Source organism: Micrococcus porci, from assembly GCF_020097155.1.
Classification (GTDB): domain Bacteria; phylum Actinomycetota; class Actinomycetes; order Actinomycetales; family Micrococcaceae; genus Micrococcus; species Micrococcus porci.
This window is the reverse complement of sequence record NZ_CP083691.1, coordinates 1,484,353-1,505,612: the sequence shown is the minus strand read 5'-3', so window position 1 is coordinate 1,505,612 and position 21,260 is coordinate 1,484,353. Positions and strand designations below refer to the sequence as shown.

Genomic DNA, 21,260 nt, shown 5'->3' with positions numbered 1-21,260 from the left:
GTCAGGCCGGGGCGTCGGCCTCGGAGTCGACGTCCCAGCCGTGCTCGCGCATGAGCTCGGCCACGGCGGCGATGAATGCGTCGCCCCGCTCCGCGTAGGAGCGGAACTGGTCCATCGACGCCGCCGCGGGGGCCATCAGCACGGTGTCGCCGGGGCAGGCGTGGGCGTCGGCGAGGCGGACGGCCTCGGCCATGACGGCCCGTCCGTCCGGGGAGCCGTGCCCGTCGGCGTCGGCGAGCGGCGCGTGGACGGGGACCTCCGGGGCGTGCGCGGCCAGGGCGCGGCGCAGCTCGGACGTGTCCGTGCCGAGCAGGATGACCTCGCGGAGCCGGCCGGCATGGGCGGAGACGAGCTCGTCGTAGGTGACGCCCTTGGGCAGGCCGCCGGCGATCCACACGACCGACGAGAACGCGGCCAGCGACGCGTCCGCGGCGTGCGGGTTGGTCGCCTTGGAGTCGTTGACCCACATGACGTCGCGGGAGGTCGCCACGAGCTGGATGCGGTGCTCGCCACGGTCGTAGGAGCGCAGCCCCTCCGCGACGGCCTCCGGGGACACGCCCACGGCGCGGGTCAGCGCGGCCGCGGCGCAGGCGTTGGCCACGGTGTGGCGCGGGGCCACGGCGCCGAGGTCGGACCGCTCGGCGAGGGCGATCGCCTCGTGGCGGCGGTTCTCCAGGAACGCGCGGTCCACGATGATCCCGTCCACGACGCCCACGTCGGAGAGCCCCGGGGTGTCCGTGGTGAACCCGACCGCCCGGCAGCCCTCGGCGACGTCGGCGCGCTCCACCAGGGTGCGCGTCAGCGCGTCGGCCTCATTGAACACGCACGCCACGGTGGTGCGCTCGTAGACCTTCCCCTTGGCGGCGGCGTACTCCTCCATGGATCCGTGCCAGTCGACGTGGTCCTCGGCCAGGTTCAGGACCGCCGAGGAGGCGGGGACGATCGAGTGGGTCCAGTGCAGCTGGAAGCTGGAGAGCTCGACGGCCAGCGTGTCGAAGCCCTCCGGGTCCCGGACCGCGTCGAGCACGGGGGTGCCGACGTTGCCGCACGCCAGGGCGCGGCGGCCGTCGGCCCGCAGGATGGCCTCGACCATGGTCACGGTGGTGGTCTTGCCGTTGGTGCCTGTCAGGCACACCCAGTCGGCGGTGCGGCGGCCGGCGCGCTCGCGCAGCCGCCAGGCCAGCTCCACGTCCGACCAGATCGGCAGGCCCGCCTCGTGGGCCGCCATGAGCAGCGGCTGGTCCGGCCGCCAGCCCGGGGAGGTCACGACCAGGTCCGGGCGCTCGCCGTCCACCTCGGGGAGGGAATGCGTCGCGTCCTCCGAGAGGAGCACGTCGGCCACGCCCACGATCCGCAGGGTGTCCGCCTTGGCGCGGTTCTCCGGCGAGTCGCGGCCGTCCACGACGACGACGCGCGCGCCGAGCTCGGCCAGCGTGTCGGCGGCGGAGAACCCGGAGACGCCGAGCCCGGTGACGACCACGCGCAGGCCGGCCCAGCCGGCGTCGTCCCAGGTGCGCAGGCCGCGGGTGCGGTCCGTGTCGGCGTGCGGGCGCATCACGGGGGCGCTCATCGGGCCACCGCCTGGAGGGCGCCGTGCTGCAGGAGCCACTCGCCGTAGAACAGGGCCAGGCCGATGATCACGCAGACCAGGGAGATCAGCCAGAACCGGACCACCACGGTGACCTCGGCCCAGCCCTTGAGCTCGAAGTGGTGCTGCAGGGGCGCCATGAGGAACACGCGCTTGCCGCCGGAGATCTTGAACCACCCGACCTGGATGATCACCGAGAGGGTGATGGCCACCATCAGGCCCGCCAGGATGACCACGAGGATCTCGGTGCGGGAGAGGATCGCCAGGCCGGCGAGGGCGCCGCCGAGGCCGAGGGACCCGGTGTCGCCCATGAAGATCTTGGCCGGGGACGTGTTCCACCAGAGGAAGCCGAGGAGCGCGCCCGTGAGGACCGCGGCGAGCAGGCCCAGGTCCATGGGGTCGCGCACCACGTAGCAGGCCTCCGCGCCCTCGGTGAGACCGCAGGACTGGCTCGCCTGGAACAGCGAGACGAGCACGTACGCGCCGGTGACCATGGCGGTGGCGCCGGCGGCCAGGCCGTCGAGGCCGTCCGTCAGGTTCACCGCATTGGTGGTGGCGGTGGTGATGATGTTGGACCAGATCACGAACAGGACCACGCCCACCACCGGGCCCGCGAACGCGAGCTCGAGCCACGGGATGTCCCGGACGAAGGAGACCGCCGTCGACGCGGGGGTCACGCCGTCCGCGTTCGGGAAGAGCAGGGCGAGCACGGCGAACGCGGTGCCGATCAGGCCCTGCAGGATGATCTTTCCCTTGGGGGTGAGGCCCAGGGAGCGCTGCTTGGCGATCTTCGTGTAGTCGTCGATCCAGCCCACGAACGCCATGCCCACGGTGAGCAGCAGCACGATCCAGCCCGACGCCGTGGGGCCGGCGAGCTCGGAGCCGAGCAGCGCGAGGATCCCGTGCGTGAGGAGGTAGCCGAGCACGAGCGCCGAGATGATCACGAAGCCGCCCATGGTCGGCGTGCCGCGCTTCGACTTGTGCGTCTGCGGGCCGTCGTCGCGCACCTGCTGGCCGTAGCCCCGCTTGACGAGGTACCGGATGAACAGGGGCGTGCCGAGGCCGGAGAGGATGAGGCCGAGGACGCCTCCGATGAGCAGACCGATCACGGGCGCGTCTCCTTGGTGGTGTCGGAGGGGGAGGCGGTCGAGGGGGTGACGTCGGCGGCGGCCAGGCGGTCGCCGAGGGCGGCCAGGCCGACGCCGTTGGAGGACTTCACGAGCACGATGTCCCCGGGCTGGAGGGCCTCGGCCAGGAAGGCCTCGGCCTGCTCGACGTCGTCGACGAAGTGCGCCTCGTCCCCCCAGCTGCCCTCGTTCATCGCGCCGATGTAGAGGGGGCGCGCGCCGGCGCCCACCACGAGGAGCTGGGAGATGTTCAGGCGGACCACGGACTCGCCGACGAGCGTGTGCTCGCGGATGCGGGCGTCGCCGAGCTCGAGCATCTCCCCCAGGACGGCCCACGTGCGCCGGCCCGAGGACCGGCCGAGGGTGGCCAGGGTCCGCAGGGCGGCGCGCATGGACTCGGGGTTGGCGTTGTAGGCGTCGTTGATGATGCTCACGCCGTCGGCGCGCTCGCTGCGCTCCATGCGGTGGCGGCTCGTGGGGCCGAGGCCGTCGAGACCGCGGGCGATGTCCGCGGGGTCCATGCCCGCGGCCTGCGCGGCGGCCGCCGCCGCGAGCATGTTGTGGGCGTGGTGCAGGCCGGTCAGGCCGGCGCGCACGGCGTGGCGCGGGGCGTCCAGGTCGGCACCCAGCTGCAGGTCGAACACGGGGCGCTCCTCGGCGTCCGCGGTGAGGGCACGGGCCACGGAGAGGCCCGACGCGCGGCCGGCGGCCACGTCCTCGGCGGCCGCCGCGGCGCCCGACTCCTCGGTGGAGAACCACACGACCGGGGCCTGCGTGCGGGAGGCCATGGCGGCCACGCGGCCGTCGTCGCGGTTGAGCACGGCGACGCCGTCCGGGCCGAGGGCCTCCACCAGCTCGCCCTTGGTCTTCGCGATGTTCTCCACGCCGCCGAAGCTGCCGGCGTGGGCGGTGCCCACCATGAGCACCACGCCGATGTCCGGGGTTACGACGTCGCACAGGTAGGCGATGTTGCCGACGTGGTCGGCGCCCATCTCCACGACGAGGTAGCGGGTGTCCAGCGCGGCGCGGAACACCGTCAGGGGCACGCCGACCTCCCCGTTGAACGAGCCGACCGGGGCCACGGTGGGCCCCTGGGTGGACAGCAGCGCGGCGAGGAGGTCCTTGGTCGTGGTCTTGCCCGCCGAGCCCGTGATGCCGATGACCGTGGTCGGCGAGTGCTCGCGGATGCGCCGGACCACCTCGCGGGCCAGCGCGCCCATCGCGAGCACCGCGTCGGCGACGAGGATGGCAGGGTGCGCGGCGCCGTCGGCGTCCTGCGTGGGCCGCTCGGCCAGCACCGCGGACGCGCCGGCCGCGAGGGCGGCGTCGATGTAGTCGTGGCCGTCGGCGTGCTCGCCCGGCTTGGCGACGTAGAGGGTGCCCTCCCCCACGACCTCGCGGGAGTCGGGCGTGACGTGCACGAGGACGGTCTCCGGGTCCAGGGTGGAGGACAGCGTGCCTGAGACGGCCTCGGCGATCTGGGCGGCGGTGAGTGCGATCATTTGCCTGCGACCTTACCCCCGGCGACACCGGGCTCCTGGGCGTCGCCCGGGCGACGCGCGGCCAGCGCGTCGCGGAGGGCGACGCGGTCGTCGAGCGGCACGAGCGTGCCGTCGTAGTCCATCTCGGTCTCGTGGCCGCGACCGGCCACGAGGATGCCGTCCTCCGGAGCGGCGAGCTCCGCGGCGCGGCGGATGGCCGCCGCGCGGTCGGCGAACTCCTCCACCCGCACCTCGCGCCCCGCCGCGGCGGCGCGGGCCGCCTCCTCCCGGGCCCCCTCGAGCAGCTGCGCGCGGATCGGCGCGGGGTCCTCCGTGTGCGGGGTGTCGTCGGTGACGATCACGACGTCCGCGTGCTCGGCCGCGATCCGGCCCATGAGGGGCCGCTTCGTGGCGTCGCGGTCGCCCGCGGCGCCGAACACGATCAGGGTGCGGCCCGCACGGCCGGCGGCGGCCCGCGCGTCGCCCAGGGCGCGCAGGGCCTGGACCATGCCGTCCGGATTGTGCGCGAAGTCGACGACGGCGTCCGGCTCCCGGCCGACGACCTCCATGCGGCCGGGCACCGCGGCAGCCAGGGGGCCGGTGCCGGCGGGGACGTCCAGCACCGCGGCGAGCTCGTCCAGGCGGTCCTCCCCGATGGACTCGAGCACCATGAGGGCGGCCAGCGCGGCGTTGGCCACGTTGAACAGGCCCGGCAGGCCCACCGACGCCGGGAGCCGCCGGCCGGTGGCCGCGTGCACGAGGGCGAACCGGTGGCCGAGCCCGTCGGCGACGAGGTCCGTCACCTGCCAGTCCGGGACGACGTCCGGGTGCTCCTCCGCGAGGGCGCCCGGGGTCGGCGAGGCGGCCCCGAGGGCCAGGGTGGTCACGGGGGCGCCGGCCCGGCGGGCCGTCTTCACGCCCCAGCGGGGCCCCTCGCCGCCGTCCAGGACGACGACGGCGCGGTCCGTGCGGTCGGCCTCGAACAGGCCGAGCTTGGCCCGGAAGTAGCCCTCCATGGTCCCGTGCTGGTCCAGGTGGTCCTGCGTGAGGTTCGTGAACCCGGCCACCGCGTAGTGCAGCCCGGCGATCCGCCGGTACTCCACGGCATGGGAGGACACCTCCATCACCGCCGTGTCCACGCCCTCCTGGCGCATCAGCGCCATCAGTGCGTGCAGCTGGGCGGACTCCGGGGTCGTGAGGGTCGAGGGGACCTGCCGGTCGCCGGCGCGCGTGAGGATGGTGCCGATGATGCCGGAGCGCTCTCCCAGGGCCTCCACGATCGACGCCGCCAGGAAGCTGGTGGTCGTCTTGCCGTTGGTCCCGGTCACCCCGAGGAGCCGAGGGCCGGCGTCGGGGCCGCCGCCGTAGATCCGGGCCGCGGCCACGCCGGCGGCCGCCCGCACTGACTCCACCTCGAGGACGGGAAGGTCGTCCAGCCCCTGCTCCGCGAGCAGTGCGACGCCGTCCCCGTCCGTCAGCACCCCCGCCGCACCGGCTTCGCGGGCCGCCGCCGCGAACGCGGCGCCGTGGGCGCGGGCGCCCGGCAGCGCCACGTAGAGGTCTCCCGGGCGCACGACACGCGAGTCCAGGGCAGCGCCGGTGACCGCGGGGGCCGCGGCGGCGGACCGCTCGCGGACGTCCTGGCCGGCGGCGCGCAGGGCGGCGGCCACCTCGGCCCACGCCACCGGGGTCACGGCGGCGGGGCGGAAGGCCGCGTCCTGCTCGGCGGGGGTGAGGGGCGCCGTCGTCTGGGGGGCGTCGTCGGTCATCTGGTCCTCCTGGTCTGCTGCTGCTGACGTCGTGCTCACCACGGGCGCTCCTGCGGGTCGTCCACGAACACGCGGTAATCGTCCGGCTCGGCGCCGCCGGGCGGCACCCCGCCCTGGCGAAGCATGTGCTGCATCACGTCCGCGGCCGCGGCCGCCACCACCTTGGAGCTGCCGCCCGCCGAGGGCCGGTTCATGGACACCGAGACCACGTAGCGGGGATCGTCCAGCGGCGCGACCGCGGTGAAGCCGTAGTTGTAGCCGTCGTAGGTGCCGGTCTCCCCGGCGACCTGCGCGGTGGAGGACTTGCCGCCGACCCGGTAGCCAGGCAGCTGGGCCACCGTGGAGGTGCCCTGGGTGACCACGGTCTCCATCATGCGCAGCATCTCCTCGGCCGTCTGCTCGGAGACCACGCGGCGGGAGGCGACCCCGGGGTCCCAGCGGTGCTCCGTGCCGTCCGCACCGACCGTGGCCGCGATCAGGCGGGCCGGCTCGAGGACGCCGCCGTTGGCGATGGCCTGGAACATCTGGGCCGTGTGCAGCGTGGTGACCGTGTAGCCCTGGCCGAACGCGGTGACCAGGCGCTGGCGGCCGTCCCAGTCCCCCGGCGCCGCGAGGACGCTGCGGGCGGGCTGGGGCAGTCCGAGGTCGATCGGCCGGCCGATCCCGAACGAACGCATGTACTCGTAGCGCTGCTCGTCGGACATCTTCTCCGCCACCATCACGGTGCCGGTGTTGTAGGAGCGGGCGTACACTCCCGCCACGGTCATCGTGTAGGTCTCGTGCGGGGAGGCGTCGCGGATGGGCGGCTGCCCCTTGAGCTCCAACCGGTCCGGGACCTCCAGGCCGGTCTCCGGGGTGACCAGGCCCATGTCGAGGGCCGCGGCCATGGTCGCCGTCTTGCCGGTGGAGCCGGGCTCGTAGGGCGTGTACACGACTCCGGGGGTGCGGGCCCGCGCGTCCGCGGCCTGCGGGTCCCCCGGGTCCACGGTCGCGGAGTCCGCGAGGGCCAGGACCTCCCCCGTCTTCGCGTCCATGACGACGGCGTTGGCCCACTGCGCGGAGTAGGTGTCCGCGAGCCGGGCCATCGCCTCCTGGGCGTACCACTGGGCGTCCTTGTCCAGCGTGAGGCGGAGGGTCGCGCCGTCGACCGCTGGGGTGACGTCCTCGGGTGCGTTGGGGATGCGGATGCCGGTCGCCCCGACCTCGAACGTGCGGGTGCCGGGCGTGCCGGACAGGACGGCGTCCTGGCTCTTCTCCAGGCCCTCGAGGGGCGTGCCGTCGGAGCTCATGAAGCCCACGAGGCTGCCGGCGACCGCCCCGCTGGGATAGGTGCGGCGGTCCACCGCATCGGCGAGGACGCCGGGGACCTTCAGGGCGAGGACGCGGTCGCGGACCTCCGGGGTCACGGAGCGCTTGAGCACGGCCCAGGGACGGTCGCCGATCGCGGCGGCGCGCACCTCGTCCTCACTCATGCCCAGGGCCTCCGCCAGGCTGGACAGGCGGGAGTCGATGGACACGAGCACGCTCTGGCGCTTCTCCGCGTCCCACTCCTTGAAGTCCTTGACCAGGCGCTGGTCCACGACGATGTCGTAGCGGCGCACGGTGGAGGCCAGCACCGCCCCGTCGCGGTCGGTGATGGCGCCGCGCTCCGGGCGGATCTCCTGCGTCTTGAGGCGCTCGCTCATGGCGGTGGCGGCCGCGCCCGAGGCGTCGATGCCCTGGACCCAGACCAGGCGGAGGCCGAGCACGGTCACCAGGGCCAGGAGCAGCAGCAGGACGGTCCGCGACCGGACCCGGGCCGTGCCGATCGGCGGTGCGGTGCGGGAGCCCGCGCCGCTCACGCGGGAGCGGGAGACCGGCATCAGCGGCCGGCGGGGGCGTCCGTGGGCGCCGGGGTCGGGGCGGTCTCCCCGGACGGGGCCGCGGTGGGAGCGGCCGGGTCCACGGTGCGCGGGCCCGGGATCTGCCCCTGGGCCTCGCCCTGGCGGGCGAGGTCGGCGTCGGCGGGCGGGGCGATGCGGCCCTCGGGCAGGGTCGTCGACCCGGCGCCCGTGGAGGGCCCCGCCACGGCGCCCGACGCCACGTCCACGGTGGAGGTGGCGCCCGGGCTGACCATGCCCATGGCCCCGGCCCGCGCCGCCAGGTTCTGGGGCGCGTCAAGGTAGCCGGCCTGCTCTGCGAGGCGCTCGTTGGTCTCCGTGAGGGTGGTCTGCTGGGCGCGCAGGTCCAGCAGGGTGAACTGCCGGTTGGACATGGTGATGTTCATCACCAGGACGAGGCCGAGCGCCACGAGCAGCACCAGTCCGCACAGCACGGCCACGCCGGAGCCCGAGCGGGGCAGCGGCGTGGGGACCACGGACAGCGGCGTGCGCTGCCGGTGCTCGCGTTCCGGGGTCGCCCCGGTCCGCGGCCAGGCCGTCCTCGCCTCGTCCCTCCACGCCTGTGCGCTCATCCCGGTCTCCTCGTACGCCGTCATGCCGTGGTCCTCGACGTCCTGATCTTCTCAACTGCACGCACCTTCGCGGAGGAGGCGCGGCGGTTCTCTTCGATTTCTTCCTCCGTGGGCTTCTCCGTGCCCCGGGTGAGGACCTTCACCAGCGGCCGGTGCTCGGGCAGCTCCACGGGGAACCCCGGCGGCGCGGTCGACGCCGCCCACTCCTGGAGGTGCCGCTTCGCGATCCTGTCCTCGAGGGAGTGGTAGCTCATGACGACCAGCCGCCCGCCGACCTCCAGGGCGTCCAGGACCGCGGGGACGGCGGCGTCGAGGATGTCCAGCTCCTCGTTCACGGCGATCCGCAGGGCCTGGAAGGTGCGCTTGGCCGGGTGGCCGCCCTTGTTGCCCGCGGAGACCGGGACGACCGCCCGGATGACGTCGACGAGCCGGCCGGTCGTGAGGATCGGCTCCTCCTCGCGTGCCCGCACGATCGCGCGGGCGATCGGCCCGGCGAACCGGTCCTCGCCGTCCCGGCGGATGATGCGGCGCAGCGACTGCTCGTCGAGCTCGGCCACGAGATCCGCGGCCGTGACGGGCGCGGTCGTGTCCATGCGCATGTCCAGCGGCGCGTCGTAGGAGTAGGCGAACCCGCGCTCCCGCGCGTCGAGCTGGTAGGAGGACACCCCGAGATCGTAGAGCGCGGCGTCCATGCGCTCGGCGCCGGCGGCTGCGAGGGCCTCGGGGACCTGGTCGTAGGTGCCGTGGAACGGCACGAGGCGCTCCGCCAGCGGGCCGAGGCGCTCCTGCGCCATGGCCAGGGCGTTCGGGTCGCGGTCGATGCCGACGACGCGCAGCGTGGGGAACCGGCGCAGGAGGACCTCCGTGTGGCCCCCCATGCCGAGGGTGCCGTCCACCGCCACGGGGGTGCGACCGGCCGCGGCGGCCGCCTCCACGGCGGGCGCGAGCAGGTCGACCACGCGGTCCCGCATGACCGGGACGTGCCGGTCCCGCGGAAGCGGCTGGGTCGGGTCCACGTCTGCCTCCTGCTCCGATGCGCGCTGTCGTGGTGGGCCTCCGCACCACGGGATCCCCCTCCGCCGCTCCGATGCCTGGCCCAGGGGAAGGCGGGTCAGGTGCCGGGGCGCCGGCTGGGGGTCTCGTGCGACGGGGGCGGGGTGGATGTCTCGGTGGGTGGGTGGATCAGAGGATGCCGCCGAGAACGTCCTCGTCCGTCTCGGAGAACGCCGCCTCCTGCTCGGCCAGGTATGCGGCCCAGGCCGCTGTGTCCCAGATCTCGGCACGGGTGCCCGCGCCGATCACCGTGACGTCCCGGTCCAGCCCCGCGTACTGCCGGAGCGGGGAGGGGACGGTGATGCGGCCCTGCTTGTCCGGGGTCTCGTCCGAGGCTCCGGAGAGGAAGACGCGGATGTAGTCCCGCGCCTGCCGGGAAGAGAGCGGGGCCGAACGCAGCTGCTCGTGCACACGCTCGAACTCGGCCGCGCTGAACACGTAGACGCACCGCTCCTGACCTCGGGTCAGGACCAGCCCGTCCGCCAACTCCTCGCGGAACTTGGCCGGCAGGATCAGACGCCACTTCTCGTCGAGCCGGGGGGTGTACGTGCCGAGGAACATCGGCACACCCCCTGACCCGTCGAGGGCCCCTCCCGACCAGAGGCGGGGCCGATCTCTCTTCTGCCCTCCACTTTACCCCACTTCCCTCCACCGACCACCGTTCGCCGCCCGATTCCCGCCCCCGCCCTGGTCAACGAGGGGTCGACGCTCCCCGGACACGCCGCAGGCCCCCGCTCCGTGAGGGAGCGGGGGCCTGCGGGGAGGGAAGTGGAGGGACCGGGGAGGGCGTGGCGGATCAGGTGTCGGCGCGCCCCCGGCTGTCCCACTCGCGGTCGAGCCGGTCCATGAGCCCGCCGCGCCGGCGCCCGGCGTGCGGGCCGCCGTCGCCGGCCACCGGCGCCCCCGGGGCGCGGGAGGCCGAGACCCTGCGGGAGGTGAGCACGAGGATGCCGCCGCCGAGCAGCACGGCGCCGAGCACGCCGACGACCACCAGGTGGGTGGACACCCCGACCAGGACCACGGCCAGCCCCGCGAGCATCATGGCCGCACCCAGGACGATCCGGCGCACAGGGGCGGGGCCCCGCGGAGTGGAGAGCTGGGACGCGAGGGACGGGTCGTCGGCGTGGAGCTGGCGCTCGAGCTCGTCGAGGACTCGCTGCTCGTGGTCGGAGAGAGGCACGAGGCGCTCCTTCTCTGGTGGTGGCGGCGCGGCCGCCCCGTCGGCAGGGCGCCCAGGGCGCCGGGTGCCCTCCACGATAGTTCCCCACCCCCGTCCGCCGCCACGCCGGGGCCGGGGTCCGCGCCGGTCAGGAGCCCTCCGGCGGGCCCAGGAGGGAGGCCGGCCGCACCCCTGCGCCCGGGAATCGCCGGGCCACGGCGTCCGCCGCCTCCTCCGCGCGGCGCCAGCCGGCGTCGTCCGTGGGCCCCTCGTGCCCCTCGGGGGCGAACAGCGCCTCCTGGACCGCGCCGTGGGCCTCGGCGTCGGACAGGCGCTCGGCGCGGACGCCGACCAGTCGGACCGGGTGGGGGCGTTCGGTGAGCAGCCCGGCCACGGCCGGCCCGGCGTGCGCGTGCAGGACACGGCCCGACGCCGTCGGCGCGGGAAGGCGCACCGTGCGGGCCCGCGTGGCCAGCGCGGGGTCCTTCACCCGCACGGTGACGGCGGCGGCGGTGTGACCGCCCGATCGCAGGCGCGCCGCCACCCGGTGGCACAGCGACAGCACCTCGCGGTCCAGGGCGGCGGGATCCCGGGCGTCGACGTCGAACGTGTGGTCCGCCCCGACGCTCCGGGCGGGCTCGCGCGGCGCCACGGGGCGGGGGTCACGCCCCGCCGCCAGCTCCGCCCAGGCCGCTCCGGCGGCACCGAAGGCCTCCCGCAGCCAGCGGGGGTCGCGCGCGGCGAGGTCGCCGATCGTCTCCACGCCGCGCTCGCGCAGCCGGCGAGCCGCCTGCGGCCCCACGCCCCACAGGGCACCGACCGGCCGCGGGTGGAGGAACGCCAGGGTGCACTGCGGGGGCACGAGCAGCATCCCGTCGGGCTTGGCCGCGGTGGAGGCCATCTTGGCCACGAACTTCACCCCCGCCCCGCCGACGGTGCACGGCAGGCCGAGCTCCGCGCGCACCCGCTCCCGGATGAGCGCCGCGATGCGCTCCGGCGGGCCGAGCAGCCGGCGGGCCCCGGCGACGTCCAGGAAGGCCTCGTCCACACTGAGCTGCTCCACCACCGGGGTCACCCGGCCGAAGAGGTCCATCACCCGCGCGGACGTGGACCGGTACAGCTCCTGGCGCGGCGGCGTCACCCGCAGGGGCGGGCACAGCGCGCGGGCCTGAGCCAGCGGCATGGCCGAACGCACCCCGTAGGCCCGGGCCTCATAGGAGGCCGAGAGGACGACGGACCGCCCCTCGGGATGGGCGACGGCAGCCGGGACGCCGCGGAGCTCCGGCCGCTCGCGCCGCTCCACCGAGAGGAAGAAGGCGTCCATGTCCACGTGGAGGATGCTGGGCTCGCGCCGGGGCGGGGGCGGGGACGAGGGCGCCGGGCCGGGGTCGGGTGCGGACATGCCCCGAGGGTAGCCCCGACTCCGGACGCGACACCGACCGCCGACTACCCTGGGACCCATGCCCACGCCCGAGACCGCCTCCGTGTCCGACTTCCGCGCCGCCGTCGCCGAGCGCCTGACGGCGGTGCTCGACGGACACGCGCGGGGCGCCGCCCGGATCCACCCCGACGCGGATCCCGTGGTCGAGGCCGTCAGCGTGCTCACCTCGGGCGGCAAGCGGCTGCGCGCCGTCCTCTGCTGGCTCGGGTGGCGCGCCGCCGGGGGCTCCCCGACGGACCCGCGGGCCGCCGTCGCGGGCGCGGCCTTCGAGCTGTTCCAGGCCGCCGCCCTGATCCACGACGACATCCTGGACCGCTCCGACACCCGGCGCGGCATGCCCAGCGTCCACCGCCGGTTCGAGGCCCGCCACCGCGAGCACGGCTGGCGGCACGAGGCGGAGCACTTCGGCGTGTCCGCGGCCATCCTCGCCGGGGACGTGGCCCTGGCGTTGAGCGACTCCATGTTCTCCCGGGCCATTGAAGGCACTCCCCGGGCGGAGCGCGCGCGGCGGGAGATGGAGCGGATGCGCTTCGAGGTCATGGTGGGCCAGTACCTCGACGTGGCCGCGGAGATGGCGCCGCCCGCCGCGGACCCGGCGGCGGCCGAGCGCGCGGCCCGCGCCGTCGTAGAGCACAAGTCGGCCCGCTACTCGGCGGTGCACCCGCTGGCGCTCGGGGCCCTGCTGGCGGGCGCCGACGACGACCTCGTCGCGGCGTTCGAGGCGGTGTCCCTGCCGTTCGGGATGGCCTTCCAGCTGCAGGACGACCTGCTCGGGGTGTTCGGCGACCCGGCACACACGGGCAAGCCTGCCGGGGACGACCTCCGCGAGGGCAAGCGGACGGTCCTGGTCGCCCGGGCCGAGGCGCTGCTCCCCCGCGGGGAGGCGGCCGCCCTCGACGCCGAGCTCGGAGATCCGGCGCTCTCCGCGGAGCGGGTGGCGCACTGGCAACGGCGGCTCGAGGAGGTCGGAGCCCGGACGGCGGTCGCCGACGAGGTCGACCGGCTCTCGGCCGAGGCGCGCCGGGGCCTGGAGCGGCTCGCGGCCCTCGGGGTGGGGACGGACGTGCGCGGGGAGCTGGCCGAGCTCATCGACGCGTACACAGTCCGCACCGCCTGACCCGGCGGCCCCGGGCCCGCGACTCGCCCGGGGTCGGGCCCGGGCCCCTGCGGTCAGCGGGACCGGTTCACCACCCCAGCGCCTGGGCGCGGCGCCGCACCTCGGTCTTGTGGCCGTCCCGGAGGGCGTCGATCGGCCGGCCGGGCAGCGACTCGTCAGGGGTGAAGAGCCACCGCAGCGCCTCCTCGTCGTCGAACCCGGCGTCCTGCAACAGCACGAGGGTCCCGTGCAGCGGCTCAAGCAGTCCGCGCTCCGTGAGGAATGCCGCGGGCACGGCGCGCACGGACGGCTCGGGACGGCGGACGGCGAGCAGGCGACGGTCGTTGATCAGGTTGTGCACGCGGGTGACGCGCAGGTCCAGGCGCTCGGCGACGTCCGGGAGGGTGAGCCAGTCGCCCACGAGGGCGTCCAGCTCGGGGGAGACGGCGTCGGAGGGGACCCGGTCGACGGGGTGTTCGGTGGTCATCCCGCCAATCTACCTGGGCCTCCAGACAGGGCCGGGCGGTCGGCCGACGGGGGTGGGCGCGGAAGGTCACGTTCCTATAACATCGGCGGAGTCGGGGCCGCCGCCACCTTCCCCCCGGGGCGCCCGACACGGGCATCGCCCGTGCCAGCCCACATGCCCCCCGCCAGGAAGGTCACCCCCCTCATGCCCCAGCCCGCCGCGCCCCGCGCCTCCGCGACCACCGCACGCCGCTCGCTCGGCCTCGTCGCCGGCGGCGTCGTCCCGCTCCTGATGACGGGGGCGCTGCCCGTGGCCGCGCAGGCCGCCGAGGCCGCCCACGCCGCGCCGCGCACCCACACCGTCCGCGCCGGCGAGAACCCCTATCGCATCGCCGAGGCGGAGGGCGTCCGGCTCTCCGACCTGCTCCGCCTGAACGGCCTCCGCGCGGACTCCGTCATCTACACGGGCCAGGTCCTCGCCCTCACCGGCGCCCCCGCGCCGGCGGCCGCCCCCGGCACCGTGGAGGTCGAGCGCGGCGAGGGCTGGTGGCAGGTGTCCCGCCGCGCCGGCGTCGACGCCGCCGTCCTCCAGCGGATCAACGGCCTCGGCGCGCGCTCGATGCTGCACCCCGGCCAGATCCTCCTGACCGAGGCGCCGGCGCGGCCCACGACGCCCGCCACGCCCGTGGCCGCGGCCCCCGCGCCGGTCCGCCAGGCCGCCCCGACCACCTACACCGTCCGGAACGGCGACTCGATGTGGTCGATCTCCCAGCGCGTCGAGGTGTCGATCCCCCGCCTGCGCGAGCTCAACGGCCTCACCTGGCGGTCCGTGCTGCACACCGGCGACGTGCTCGTGATCGCCGACGGCACCGAGCAGGCCCCCGTCATCGACGGTCCCGTGGGCTCCACGTTCCTCAGCACCACCTACGCGCCTCACGTGACCGCCTCGGCCAACGACAACCTGCGGGCACTGCAGGCCGTCCCGCAGCCGTCCCCGGCCGAGGTCCAGGCACTCGTGCGGCAGACGGCGCTCGAGCTCGGCGTCGACCCCGCCCTGGCCCTCGGCCACGCCTACACGGAGTCCCGTTTCCAGCACGCCTCCGTCTCCCCCGGCAACGCGATCGGCGCCATGCAGGTCATCCCGATCACGGGCGAGTTCGCATCCCAGCTCGTGGGCCGGGAGCTCAACGTCCTCGACGTGCGGGACAACGTGACCGCCGGCGTCGTGCTCATCAAGTACCTCCAGGAGCACACGGACACCGTCGACCAGGGCATCAGCGCCTACTTCACCGGCCTCGGCGGGTCGGACGACCCGGTCAAGCAGCAGGAGGCCCGGAACTACGTGGCGCGTGTGAAGGCCGCCGCCGCGATGTTCTGACCGGGGCGCGGGGTCTCCCGACGGGCGCACCGGCGGGTCATCTACCCTGGAGGGCATGAGCAGCACGCGCCGTGATCCCCTGATCGGGGACCTCGTGGACGGGCGCTACGAGGTCCTCGACCGCGTGGCGCGCGGCGGCATGTCCACCGTGTATCGCGCGCTGGACCACCGGCTGGACCGGGAGGTGGCCCTCAAGGTCATGCACCCGCACCTCGCGGAGGACCCCGCGCTCGTCGGGCGCTTCGAGCGCGAGGCGAAGACGGCCGCGCGGATCTCGCACCCCCACGTGGTCGCGGTGCTCGACCAGGGGCACACCGCGGACGAGGCCGGCGACGTGCTCGCCTACCTCGTCATGGAGCACGTGCCGGGGCGGACCCTGCGCGCCGTGATCCGGGAGGAGGCCCCCGTCGCCCCGCGGCGGGCGGTCGCGCTCCTGGAGCCGGTCGTCGAGGGGCTCGCGGCCGCCCACCGCGCCGGGCTCGTGCACCGCGACGTCAAGCCGGAGAACGTCCTCGTGCGCACCGACGGCCGGATCACGGTGGCGGACTTCGGGCTCTCCCGCGCGGCGACGGGCCACACCTCTGCAGGCCAGACGGTCTTCGGCACCCCCGCCTACCTCGCCCCCGAGCTGATCTCCGGGACCGGCGGGGACGCCCGGGCGGACGTGTACGGGGTCGGGATCATGCTCTTCGAGCTGCTCACGGGCACCCAGCCGTTCACGGCGGCCACGCCGCTGCAGGTGGCCTACCGCCACGTGCACGAGCGCGTCCCGGTCCCCTCATCGGTGCGTCCGGGACTGCCCGAGGCGTTGGACGACATCGTCCTCTGGTGCACGGAGCCCAGGCCCGCGGACCGGCCCGAAGACGCGGCGGCCCTGCTGCCCGAGCTCCGCCGCGTGGCCGCGCTCCTCCCGCAGACCGCGCCCGCCGACGAGGCCCCTGCGGCCGACGACGCCCCCACCGTCGCCCTCGCCGTGTCGCCGACGGTGCCCACCGTGCCCGTGCCGGACGCCGCCGACGCGACCGCCCGTCTCGAGCCGCGCCGCCCCGACCCCCGTCGCGCGGAGCCCGTGCCCACACCTGCGACCGCGACCGCGGCCAGCCCCTCGTCCGACCTCTCGTCCGCGGTCCCGGAGGCTCCGCGTCCGGCCCCGGTGGCCCCGCGACCCGCGTCGGCCCGCCAGCGGCGCCGGACGGCCCGCACCCCGGAGGTCGTGCTGGGGGCCGGCATGGGGCGCACGGTGGCGGTCGGAGCGGCCGTCACACTGCTCCTGGCCGGCATGGCGCTGCTGCTCGGCTGGATCCTGGGCTCCGGCGGGATCTCCGGTCCGGCCGGCGTGGTGGTGCCGCCCCTGTGGGGCCTCGAGCAGCAGGAGGCCGCCGCCCGACTCGCGGAGGCGGGACTCACCTCCGCCGTCGTGTCCCGGCACGACGAGCGCTTCTCCGACGGCGTGGTGCTCGACGTCTCCCCCGCCGCCGGCAGCACGGTCGATGCGGGCGGGCCCGTCCGGCTGACCGTCTCCGACGGCCCGGCGCCGGTGCCCGCCCCGGACCTCGCCGGGCTGACGGTGACGGACGCCCATGCGGTGGCTGAGGACGGCCGGGTGGGCGTCGTCGTCGCCGACCGCGTGGCGGACCGTGCGGTCCCCGCGGGCGCCGTGGTGAGCCAGAGCCCGGAGGCGGGCGCGGAGATGACGCCCGGCGACGAGGTGGCCGTCGTCCTCTCCACCGGCCCGGCAACGCATCCGCTCCCCGACCTCGGCGGGCTCACCGTCGGCGAGGCCCGCACGCGGCTCGCGGACCTCGGGTTCGTCCCCGACGTGCGGACCCTGCCCCTGCCCGGCCCGTCCGGGGACGCGGCGCGCGTCCTGCGCCAGGGCACGCCGGCCGGCACCGTCCTCCCCGAGGGCGCCAGCGTCCAGCTCTGGACCCTCTGACCGGCGGGGGAGTCCGGACGGCCGACGGGGCCGGGGGATCGCTCCCCCGGCCCCGTCGTCGCTCCACCTCCCTGTCAGTCCTGGTGCGGGTGGGCGAGGGCGTCCGTGACCTTGAACGCCAGCTCCAGCGACTGCTGGTGGTTCAGGCGCGGATCGCAGAGCGTCTCGTAGTGCTCGTCGAAGTCCGCCTCGTCCACGGGGTCCGAGCCGCCGAGGCACTCGGCCACGTCGTCGCCCGTGAGCTCCACGTGCATGCCGCCGGGGTGGGTGCCGAGCTCGCGGTGCACCTCGAAGAAGCCCGTGAGCTCGTCCATGACGTCCTCGAAGCGGCGGGTCTTGTAGCCGTTGGCGGCGGTGACGGTGTTGCCGTGCATCGGGTCCGTGACCCACACCGGCTGCAGGCCCTCGTCGCGCACGCCGGCGACGATGCCCGGCAGCACGTCGCGGACCTTGTCCGCTCCCATGCGGGTGATGAAGGTGAGGCGGCCGGGTTCGCGCTCCGGGTCCAGCCTGTCGGCCAGCGCGCGGACGTCGTCCACGGTGGTGGTCGGGCCGAGCTTCACGCCGATGGGGTTCCGGACGCGGGAGAGGAAGTCGACGTGGGCGCCGTCCACGTCGCGGGTGCGCTCGCCGATCCACAGGAAGTGGGCGCTGGTGGCGTAGGGCAGACCCGTGCGGGAGTCCAGGCGCGTCAGGGCTCGCTCGTAGTCGAGCAGCAGCGCCTCGTGGGCCGCGTAGAACTCGGTGCGGCGCATGGCCTCGAAGTCGGCGCCGGCGGCGTCCATGAAGCGGACCGCCCGGTCGATCTCGGCGGCGATCTGCTCGTACTGGGCGTAGGCCGGGTTCTCCATGAAGCCGCGGTTCCACTGGTGCACGCTGCGCAGGTCCGCGAAGCCGCCCTGCGTGAACGCGCGGACCAGGTTCAGCGTGGACGAGGCCGTGTGGTACGCCGTCACCATGCGCCGCGCGTCGTGGCGGCGGGCCTCCTCCGTGAACTCGAACCCGTTGACGATCTCGCCGCGGAAGCTCGGCAGCGTGACGCCGTCGCGGGTCTCGGTGTCCGAGGAGCGCGGCTTGGCGTACTGGCCGGCGATCCGGCCCATCTTCACGACCGGCATGGACGCGCCGTAGGTGAGGACGGCGGCCATCTGCAGGATCGTCTTCACGCGGGCGGAGATGCGGTTGGCGGTGGAGCCCGCGAAGGTCTCGGCGCAGTCGCCGCCCTGCAGCAGGAAGGCCTGGCCGCGGGCCACGTCGGCCAGGCGGGTGCGCAGCACGTCCACCTCGCCGGCGAAGACGAGCGGCGGGACCTGGCTCAGCTCCGCGACGGCGGCACGGAAGTCGTCCTCATCGGCCCAGGTGGGCGCCTGCTTGATCGGCAGCTCGCGCCACGCGTCGAGGGCGGGGTCCGGAGCGGCCCCCTCGGAGATGGCGGTGCCGAAGGCCATGATCTGGTCGCGGGGGTCCTCATGCATGCCACCACCCTAGGGGCCGGGGCGGGGGTCCCCGGACGCATGACGCCCACGGTCCGCTCTCTGAGACGGCGACGTCCAGGCCCCGCAGGGACGGGGGCGGCGGGCGTCAGTCGCGGCCGGCGCGGGGCGGCACCGCCACGCGGCCGGACTTCACGTCCGCCGCGTAGACGTCCACGTAGTCCTGCCCGGAGAGGCGGCGGATGGCCTCCACGATCTCGTCGGTCACCTGGCGCAGGGCCCGGTGGTCCCCCTCCCGGCCCTGCAGGTGGGAGAAGTCCAGGGGCTCACCGAAGATCATGCCCAGCCGGCGCAGGGTGGGCAGGATGCGGCCGATGGGCTGGACGCGGTCCGTGCCGATCATGGCGATCGGCACGACGGGCGCGCCGGAGGCGAGCGCCAGCTTGGCGACGCCGATCTTGCCGCGGTGCAGGCGGCCGTCGGGGCTGCGGGTGCCCTCCGGGTAGATGCCGAGCAGCTTGCCCTCGCGGAGGCACTCCAGCCCGGCCTCGAGCGAGCGCAGGGACGCGGCGCCGCCGGAGCGGTCCATGGGCAGTTGGTTGGTGGCCTCGAAGAACTTCTTCGTGGCCCAGCCCTTGGCGCCGCGGCCCGTGAAGTACTCCTGCTTGGCCAGGAAGTGCACCTGCCGGTCCAGCATCGCGGGCATGAACACGGAGTCGGACACGGAGAGGTGGTTGCTCGCGAGGATCGCCGGCCCCTCGGCCGGGACGTGGGACAGGCCCTTCACCCACGGGCGGAACAGGAGCCGGGTGGCGGGGGCCACCACGAACGTCTTGGCGGACCAGTAGAACGCGGACACGGCGGGGACCTCTTCTCGTAGCGGCGGGTGCCCGTCCATCCTAGGCAGGCGGCCCTACACTGTGCGCATGACGCGCCTTCGCCCCGCCGCGCCCGACCGCCGCCCCGCGCCGGGCGTCGACCCCGCCCAGCGTCCCTTCCGGCTGCCGGCGACCTCCCTGCCGGGGGTCGCGGTGGTCATGCTCCACGGGTTCACCTCCGGACCGGACTCCGTGCGCGCCTGGGCCGAGGGCGTCGCCGCCGGGGGCGCGGCCGTCCATGTGCCGCTGCTGCCGGGGCACGGCACCCGCTGGGAGGACCTCGGGACCACCGACGCGGACGAGCTGCGCGCCGCCGTGCGAGACGCCGTCGACGCGGCGCTGGCCACGCATCGGCGTGTCGTCGTCGCAGGCATCTCGATGGGCGGCGCCCTGGCCCTGGACGCGGCGGCGCACCGCGACGTGGCCGGGGTGCTCGTGGTGAACCCGGCGCTGCGCTTCGGCAGCCCGCTCGCCGTCGCGGCGCCGCTGCTGCGCCACGTCGTGCCCTCGGTCCCGTCGATCGCGGGGGACATCGCGGACCCCGACGCGCGGGAGCTCGCCTACGAGCGGGCGCCCGTGGCCGGCGTCGCCCAGGTGGGGCGCATCCAGACCGCCGCGCGCCGGGGACTGGGTCGGATCACGGCGCCGGTGACGGTGTTCCGGTCCGCCGAGGACGCCGTGGTGCCGGAGCGCAGCCACCACACCCTGCTGCGCGGGCTGACGGCCGCGCCGGTCGAGGTGGTCCGCCTGCTCCACAGCCGGCACGTCGCCACCCTCGACCGTGACCTGCCGCTGCTGGTCGCCCGCAGCCGGGACGCGGTGGCCGCCGCCGCCCGCTGAGCGGGGGAACCGATGGCCCGCTGAGCGGCGGGGGCATGCCTGCCCGGACCGGTCTCAGACCCGGGCGCCGTCGGCGAGGGCGGCGCCGATCCACCCGGCGTCGTTGCCCAGGGCGGCCGCGACGAGCTCCGGCGGCCGGTCCGCGGCGGCGGTCGGCAGGGCCCGCCGCAGGGCCGCCCGGGCCGTGGGCAGCAGCAGCTCCCCGGCCGCCATCAGGCCTCCGCCCACCACGACGCGGACCGGGTCGAGCAGACAGACCGCCGGGGCGAGACCGCGCCCGAGCCACTCCCCCGCGTCCAGGACGGCGTCCCGCTCCGGACCGGGGCCCGCGACGGCCGCCTCGAGCACGTCGGCGATCGGCCGCCCGGGCAGCGTCCGCGCGAGCGCGGAGGCGGAGGCGTAGAGCTCCCAGCAGCCCCGCGCCCCGCAGGGGCACGCCGGCCCGTCCGGGTCGACGCAGATGTGCCCCGCCTCGCCGTGCATGCCGCGCGCCCCGGGCAGCACGGCGCCGTCCACGATCACCGCGCCGCCGACCCCGGTGCCGAGCGCGACGAACAGCGTCGGGGCTCCCGGGAGGTCGCCGGGCGCCGGGCGGGCGGCGCCGAGGCGGGACTCCGCCAGAGCGGCGGCGTCGGCGTCGTTCAACGCCACCGGGACGAGCCCGTGCCCGGCCGCTCCCGCGGCTTCCAGCACGGGGGTCAACAGGGCCGCGGGGCGGATGCCGACCAGGGAGGGCAGGTGGGGGCTGGCCCGGGCCCGTCCGGTGGCGGGATCCAGCCACGCCGCGCACGCGAACCCGGCCCCGTCCGGCACGCGGACACCCGCCCGGGAGAGCGCGTCGGCGGCGGCGCGGGTCACCGCGGACGCGGGGTCGGCGCCGGCATGCGCCGCCCGGGAGCGTGCCAGGATGCGGGCGCGGCCGTCGCGGGCGAGCTCGAGGACGCCGGCCTTGGCGGCGGTGCCGCCGAGGTCCACACCCAGCAGACGCCGCGGGTACGCGGACGGGGCGGGAGGGGAGGGAGGGGCGGGACGGCTGCGGTGCATCCGGCCATGCTCGCATCCGTCGGCGCTCCGCCGGTGCCGCCCGTGACGCCGTGACTCGGGTACTGTTCAGGTGATCCGTGTCACCACGGCGGCGGTCGTGTGCACCGCCGCCCCCTATCC

18 protein-coding genes are annotated in these 21,260 nt (G+C 75.6%); 4 read left to right on the top strand and 14 right to left on the bottom strand.

From position 1 onward, the window contains the following. Position 1 precedes the first annotated feature (1 nt). The 10 genes from murD to dinB all read right to left on the bottom strand — a co-directional run bounded on the left by murD (position 2) and on the right by dinB (position 12,031). Positions 2-1,570, bottom strand: a complete 1,569-nt coding sequence (gene murD / locus KW076_RS07205; RefSeq protein ID WP_224354672.1) for a UDP-N-acetylmuramoyl-L-alanine--D-glutamate ligase — start codon at positions 1,568-1,570, stop codon at positions 2-4. Continuing rightward, positions 1,567-2,697, bottom strand: a complete 1,131-nt coding sequence (gene mraY / locus KW076_RS07200) for a phospho-N-acetylmuramoyl-pentapeptide-transferase (RefSeq protein WP_224354671.1) — start codon at positions 2,695-2,697, stop codon at positions 1,567-1,569. The genes murD and mraY overlap by 4 nt, the downstream gene beginning before the upstream one ends. Then, on the bottom strand, positions 2,694-4,217 hold the full coding sequence (locus tag KW076_RS07195) for a UDP-N-acetylmuramoyl-tripeptide--D-alanyl-D-alanine ligase (RefSeq protein ID WP_224354670.1): 1,524 nt from the start codon (positions 4,215-4,217) through the stop codon (positions 2,694-2,696). Before KW076_RS07195 ends, mraY begins: the two co-directional genes overlap by 4 nt. Continuing rightward, positions 4,214-5,965 carry a Mur ligase family protein gene (locus tag KW076_RS07190; protein ID WP_224354669.1) on the bottom strand — a complete coding sequence of 584 codons (1,752 nt, stop codon included), beginning with the start codon at positions 5,963-5,965 and terminating at the stop codon, positions 4,214-4,216. The genes KW076_RS07195 and KW076_RS07190 overlap by 4 nt, the downstream gene beginning before the upstream one ends. A 35-nt stretch (positions 5,966-6,000) precedes the next feature. Continuing rightward, positions 6,001-7,827 (bottom strand): peptidoglycan D,D-transpeptidase FtsI family protein, encoded by a 1,827-nt coding sequence (locus KW076_RS07185; RefSeq protein ID WP_224354668.1) that lies wholly within the window; start codon positions 7,825-7,827, stop codon positions 6,001-6,003. Next, entirely contained in the window at positions 7,827-8,417 is a 591-nt protein-coding gene (gene ftsL / locus KW076_RS07180; RefSeq protein ID WP_224354667.1) for a cell division protein FtsL, read from the bottom strand. Before ftsL ends, KW076_RS07185 begins: the two co-directional genes overlap by 1 nt. Before the next feature lie 20 nt (positions 8,418-8,437). Then, complete coding sequence (gene rsmH, locus KW076_RS07175; protein ID WP_224354666.1) at positions 8,438-9,433, bottom strand: 16S rRNA (cytosine(1402)-N(4))-methyltransferase RsmH; 996 nt, start codon at positions 9,431-9,433, stop codon at positions 8,438-8,440. Positions 9,434-9,599: 166 nt separating this feature from the next. Continuing rightward, entirely contained in the window at positions 9,600-10,031 is a 432-nt protein-coding gene (mraZ, locus tag KW076_RS07170) for a division/cell wall cluster transcriptional repressor MraZ (protein ID WP_224354665.1), read from the bottom strand. Positions 10,032-10,266: 235 nt separating this feature from the next. After that, complete coding sequence (locus KW076_RS07165; RefSeq protein WP_224354664.1) at positions 10,267-10,650, bottom strand: DUF3040 domain-containing protein; 384 nt, start codon at positions 10,648-10,650, stop codon at positions 10,267-10,269. Between the two features lie 127 nt (positions 10,651-10,777). After that, a complete protein-coding gene (gene dinB, locus KW076_RS07160) occupies positions 10,778-12,031 on the bottom strand; it encodes a DNA polymerase IV (RefSeq protein WP_224354663.1) in 1,254 nt (417 codons plus the stop codon). Positions 12,032-12,089: 58 nt separating this feature from the next. On the opposite strand from dinB, the gene KW076_RS07155 reads away from it, so the two are divergent. After that, a complete protein-coding gene (locus KW076_RS07155; protein WP_224354662.1) occupies positions 12,090-13,187 on the top strand; it encodes a polyprenyl synthetase family protein in 1,098 nt (365 codons plus the stop codon). A 67-nt stretch (positions 13,188-13,254) separates the two neighbouring features. On the opposite strand, the gene KW076_RS07150 is transcribed toward KW076_RS07155, so the two are convergent. Then, positions 13,255-13,653, bottom strand: a complete 399-nt coding sequence (locus KW076_RS07150) for an Rv2175c family DNA-binding protein (protein WP_224354661.1) — start codon at positions 13,651-13,653, stop codon at positions 13,255-13,257. A 183-nt stretch (positions 13,654-13,836) separates the two neighbouring features. On the opposite strand from KW076_RS07150, the gene KW076_RS07145 reads away from it, so the two are divergent. Then, positions 13,837-15,009 carry a LysM peptidoglycan-binding domain-containing protein gene (locus tag KW076_RS07145; RefSeq protein WP_224354660.1) on the top strand — a complete coding sequence of 391 codons (1,173 nt, stop codon included), beginning with the start codon at positions 13,837-13,839 and terminating at the stop codon, positions 15,007-15,009. 55 nt (positions 15,010-15,064) lie between these two features. Continuing rightward, entirely contained in the window at positions 15,065-16,945 is a 1,881-nt protein-coding gene (gene pknB / locus KW076_RS07140; protein WP_224354659.1) for a Stk1 family PASTA domain-containing Ser/Thr kinase, read from the top strand. A 74-nt stretch (positions 16,946-17,019) separates the two neighbouring features. On the opposite strand, the gene KW076_RS07135 is transcribed toward pknB, so the two are convergent. Then, on the bottom strand, positions 17,020-18,420 hold the full coding sequence (locus tag KW076_RS07135) for a class II 3-deoxy-7-phosphoheptulonate synthase (protein ID WP_224354658.1): 1,401 nt from the start codon (positions 18,418-18,420) through the stop codon (positions 17,020-17,022). A 106-nt stretch (positions 18,421-18,526) separates the two neighbouring features. Beyond that, positions 18,527-19,237, bottom strand: coding sequence for a lysophospholipid acyltransferase family protein (locus KW076_RS07130; protein WP_224354657.1), 711 nt, complete (start codon positions 19,235-19,237; stop codon positions 18,527-18,529). Positions 19,238-19,304: 67 nt separating this feature from the next. Here KW076_RS07130 and KW076_RS07125 point away from each other — a divergent pair, with 67 nt between their 5' ends. Then, positions 19,305-20,096 carry an alpha/beta hydrolase gene (locus KW076_RS07125; RefSeq protein WP_224354656.1) on the top strand — a complete coding sequence of 264 codons (792 nt, stop codon included), beginning with the start codon at positions 19,305-19,307 and terminating at the stop codon, positions 20,094-20,096. A gap of 54 nt (positions 20,097-20,150) precedes the next feature. Here KW076_RS07125 and KW076_RS07120 read toward each other — a convergent pair whose 3' ends face one another. After that, complete coding sequence (locus KW076_RS07120) at positions 20,151-21,140, bottom strand: ROK family protein (protein WP_224354655.1); 990 nt, start codon at positions 21,138-21,140, stop codon at positions 20,151-20,153. Between the last annotated feature and the right edge of the window lie 120 nt (positions 21,141-21,260).

Bases quoted from the DNA above. Each gene is read 5' to 3' on its own strand.
- KW076_RS07135 (WP_224354658.1), bottom strand. From the start codon at position 18,420: ATGCATGAGGACCCCCGCGACCAGATCATGGCCTTCGGCACCGCCATC.
- KW076_RS07190 (WP_224354669.1), bottom strand. From the start codon at position 5,965: ATGACCGACGACGCCCCCCAGACGACGGCGCCCCTCACCCCCGCCGAG.
- ftsL (WP_224354667.1), bottom strand. From the start codon at position 8,417: ATGAGCGCACAGGCGTGGAGGGACGAGGCGAGGACGGCCTGGCCGCGG.
- mraZ (WP_224354665.1), bottom strand. From the start codon at position 10,031: ATGTTCCTCGGCACGTACACCCCCCGGCTCGACGAGAAGTGGCGTCTG.
- KW076_RS07120 (WP_224354655.1), bottom strand. From the start codon at position 21,140: ATGCACCGCAGCCGTCCCGCCCCTCCCTCCCCTCCCGCCCCGTCCGCG.
- murD (WP_224354672.1), bottom strand. From the start codon at position 1,570: ATGAGCGCCCCCGTGATGCGCCCGCACGCCGACACGGACCGCACCCGC.
- dinB (WP_224354663.1), bottom strand. From the start codon at position 12,031: ATGTCCGCACCCGACCCCGGCCCGGCGCCCTCGTCCCCGCCCCCGCCC.
- KW076_RS07125 (WP_224354656.1), top strand. From the start codon at position 19,305: ATGACGCGCCTTCGCCCCGCCGCGCCCGACCGCCGCCCCGCGCCGGGC.
- KW076_RS07150 (WP_224354661.1), bottom strand. From the start codon at position 13,653: ATGACCACCGAACACCCCGTCGACCGGGTCCCCTCCGACGCCGTCTCC.
- KW076_RS07195 (WP_224354670.1), bottom strand. From the start codon at position 4,217: ATGATCGCACTCACCGCCGCCCAGATCGCCGAGGCCGTCTCAGGCACG.
- KW076_RS07155 (WP_224354662.1), top strand. From the start codon at position 12,090: ATGCCCACGCCCGAGACCGCCTCCGTGTCCGACTTCCGCGCCGCCGTC.
- pknB (WP_224354659.1), top strand. From the start codon at position 15,065: ATGAGCAGCACGCGCCGTGATCCCCTGATCGGGGACCTCGTGGACGGG.
- KW076_RS07145 (WP_224354660.1), top strand. From the start codon at position 13,837: ATGCCCCAGCCCGCCGCGCCCCGCGCCTCCGCGACCACCGCACGCCGC.
- KW076_RS07185 (WP_224354668.1), bottom strand. From the start codon at position 7,827: ATGCCGGTCTCCCGCTCCCGCGTGAGCGGCGCGGGCTCCCGCACCGCA.